Below are 3,466 nucleotides of genomic sequence, written 5' to 3'. Positions count from 1 at the left end.
CGGCACTCAGGGAAAACCTGGACGACAAGTAGGGCGCGCTAAGCGGATGACGGAAAGCCTTCCCTCCGCCGGCTGACGGTCTCGCCTTGCTCCGGCGGGCTCGAAGGCCTGCCTTGCTCCACTTGCTTCCCCTTCGCCCTTGTTTATCTGTCTTAAACAAAGGACCCTGCGGCGGTCCGTTGAGGGTGACTGAGCCTCCCTGCCGCGAGGCTTCATGCACCAGGGGTGGAACTCCAGGAGCAAGAGGGCGCTTCATGTTCAAGGTCTTGGCCAGTGTTTGGGCTCTTCTGATCGGCATTGGTCTGATCAGGCTGGGCAACGGCCTGCACTTCACGCTCATCGGACTTCGCGGCGGGATCGAGTGCGTCTCTTCCGCCGAACTGGACTCACCCCCTGGCTCATACGGCGCGTGGGGCATGTGCGGGTCTTCGCGGCCCTGGGCAGTTTCATGTCCGCCGGGCTGATCGCCTTTCCGCTGCTGACCGAGCCCTGGGCCTGGACCCTGCTGCGCATACTCGTGGGCTTCTGCATGTCGGGCATTTACGTCACTGCGGAGAGCTGGCTGAACGATGCCGCCACCAACGAGACCCGGGGCACGGTCCTGTCCGCCTACATGATCGCGCAGACGCTGGGAATCATCGGGGCGCAGGGGCTGCTGGCGATGGGCGACGCGCAGACCGCGGGGCTGTTCATCGTCGCCTCCATCCTGGTTTCGGTCTCCTTCGCGCCCATCCTTTTGTCCGTCACCACGGCGCCGGTGACCGAGGTCACGCGGCCGATGGGCTTGCGCAGCCTCTTCAAGGGCTCGCCCCTGGGGACCGTCGGCATCTTCCTCTTGGGGGCCATCTACGCCACGCAATCGGGCATGGGCGCGGTCTACGGCTCCAAGATCGGCATGGCCGCCTCGGAGATCGCGCTCTTCATCGCGATGCTGTTTGCGGGCGCACTGCTCCTGCAGTTTCCCATCGGCTGGCTCTCGGACCGGATGGACCGGCGCAAGCTGATCTTCGGGGCGGCCCTTCTGGGCGCTCTCTCCTGCGCTGTCGGCTGGATGACCGGGGGTGGCCTGTGGCTGATGATGGCAGCCGCCTTCTTCGCCGGAGGGGTGACGACGCCCCTCTACGCTCTCTTCCTCGCCTACACCAACGACTATCTCACGGCTGAAGACATGCCGGCCGCCTCGGGCGGCCTCGTCCTGACCTTCGGGGTGGGCGCGATACTGGGGCCGCTGGTCACCGGCTGGGCGATGCAGCAGTTCAACCCCTTCGCCTTCTGGCTGGTGCTCGGCGCGACCTTCGGCGCCATCGCTCTCTATGCGCTCTACCGCATGACGCGGCGCTCGACCGTCCCGATCGGCGAGACCGAGAGCTACCTGGGCGTGATCCCCTCCGCCTCGCCAGTGGCGGTGCAGTCCGCCAGCGACTGGGCCGTGGACCAAGCCGAAGCGAAGAACGAGGAGCCGTCGTAAGCGCCCCCTCCCCGGTCCAAGCCTCGACCTGAGGAAAGCGCATCGCAGCGTTCATGTGATGGGTTTGATTTGGTAGCGGGGGAGGGATTCGAACCCCCGACACGCGGATTATGTTTCCAACGGGAGACGCAGTGAAAAGCGCTCTGCCGGAGGCGCGCCTTTCTCCCCTACCCTGCTGACTTTTGGCTCAAAGTCGCAGCCACGAGTAATGCCTGCAATTGGCTACAGCGGACATAAGAGAGGCAGCTGATGCCTACGTGCCGTTAGGAACGCTTAACATTGATAGTGGAATCCTTCTTTTGGTCTCTAGATGGTGTTATTATTTCGCGACCGAGGGGTTTAGCCTGCACAGGAGGACACTATGCGTGTCGCCTTTCTCGGTGCCCCATTTCCAGAGAGCTCATTCCTCACCAGTCGATTGGGTCAAAGGACCTCAATCGCGCTAGTAGGAGGTGAGCAATGAAGTTCCGAAGAGCAGAGCTTCCGGCTGAAAATGTTGCCGCCGGAGGGGGACTGATCAATAGACGTAAACTTTTAGGCGGTGGCCTTGCCCTCGGTGGTGGCACAGCGGTTGCCAGCCTTGGCATCATCGAAGAGGTGCGCGCTGCGCCGCCTCCACCTGATTGGGTCACAACAGAAGGACTGCCGGTCCGCGAGTACGGGATGCCGGCGGCGCAAGAAGCCCATGTGAAGCGCGCTTTGATACAGATCTACAAGGATCTGGCGCCAGGCTTCAGCTTCTCTGGAACACCGCTGCAGCATCTGCAAGGCACGATCACGCCGAACGGCTTGCACTTCGAAGTGCACCATGGCGGCCGCCCCGAGATTGATCCGCTGCGTCATAACCTGATGATCCACGGACTGGTCGAACGACCGCTGAAGTTTAGCCTCGACGCGCTGGCGCGTTACCCGCTGGAGAGCAAGGTCCACTTCCTTGAGTGCTCCGGCAACAGCTTCTTCAACGCCATACTGGAGGAACCCATGCAGGCCGGCTGCGACATGCTGCATGGACTCTTGTCGAACGCAGAATGGACTGGAATTCCGCTCAACGTGTTGATGGACGAGGCGGGCGTTAAGCCCGACGGCAAATGGGTGGCGGCGGTCGGCAATGACGCGGCCAGTCTCACCCGCTCTATCCCCATGGAAAAGATCATGGACGACGCTATTCTCGCGCTCTACCAGAACGGCGAACGCCTGCGGCCCGAGCAGGGTTATCCAATGCGGCTACTCCTACCCGGCTACGAGGGCAACATGAACGTCAAGTGGGTGACCAGTCTCTGGGTCACGGACCAGCCGGTGTACAGCAAGCATGAATCGGGCGAGTACACCGAGATGCTGGCCGAAGGAGGCTCCACCAAGTTCACCTTCGCGATGGGGGTGAAGTCCGTTATCACCCATCCTTCTGCAACCATGAACATGACCGGTACGGGCCTCTATGAGATCTCCGGATTGGCCTGGACCGGAGCTGGGCGGGTGCGCCGGGTGGAGGTCTCGGCGGACGGTGGCCGAAGCTGGGCCGAAGCGCCCCTGGAAGGGCCGGTCCTTCCACGGGCATTGACCCGCTTCCGGTTGCCCTGGCGGTGGGACGGATCACCTACCCTGCTCATGAGCCGCGCGGAAGATGAAACCGGCGCCCAACAACCGATTCGTAGCGAGTGGAAGGCTCGGTACGACCCGTCAAATTTCTTGCACAACAACGCGATTCAGGCTTGGCACATCACGCCGGAAGGGATGGTGGAAAATGCCTATAGCTAAAGCCTTCCTGGTTTGCCTTCTGATCTACAGCGCTTCGGCCGCGCTAGCCGAAGGTCCCGGTCTAGGACAAGAGCTCTCACTCAATGAGATTCCGAGTTACGCCCGCCACGCGTTGCCGGACGGAACCGGCCTGCCGCCGGGCAGTGGGAACGTAGCGGCGGGGGCGCAAGTCTACGCCGACTATTGTGCGGTCTGTCACGGCGCGACCGGCGTCGAAGGGCCGATCATGCCTCCGGTGGCCCC

The 3,466-nt window shown here is 62.6% G+C and carries 3 protein-coding genes; all 3 read left to right on the top strand.

The window, feature by feature from the left end:
* The first annotated feature begins 361 nt into the window (after positions 1-361).
* Positions 362-1,468, top strand: a complete 1,107-nt coding sequence (locus P8X75_15005) for an MFS transporter (protein MEJ1996490.1) — start codon at positions 362-364, stop codon at positions 1,466-1,468.
* Positions 1,469-1,927: 459 nt separating this feature from the next.
* Complete coding sequence (gene soxC / locus P8X75_15000; GenBank protein ID MEJ1996489.1) at positions 1,928-3,223, top strand: sulfite dehydrogenase; 1,296 nt, start codon at positions 1,928-1,930, stop codon at positions 3,221-3,223.
* The coding region (locus P8X75_14995) for a hypothetical protein (GenBank protein ID MEJ1996488.1) at positions 3,210-3,466 on the top strand (257 nt) is incomplete at its 3' end. The genes soxC and P8X75_14995, both read left to right, overlap by 14 nt.

Source organism: Limibacillus sp., assembly GCA_037379885.1.
In the GTDB taxonomy this organism is placed as follows: domain Bacteria; phylum Pseudomonadota; class Alphaproteobacteria; order Kiloniellales; family CECT-8803; genus JARRJC01.
This window is presented reverse-complemented; position numbering and strand designations above follow the sequence as displayed.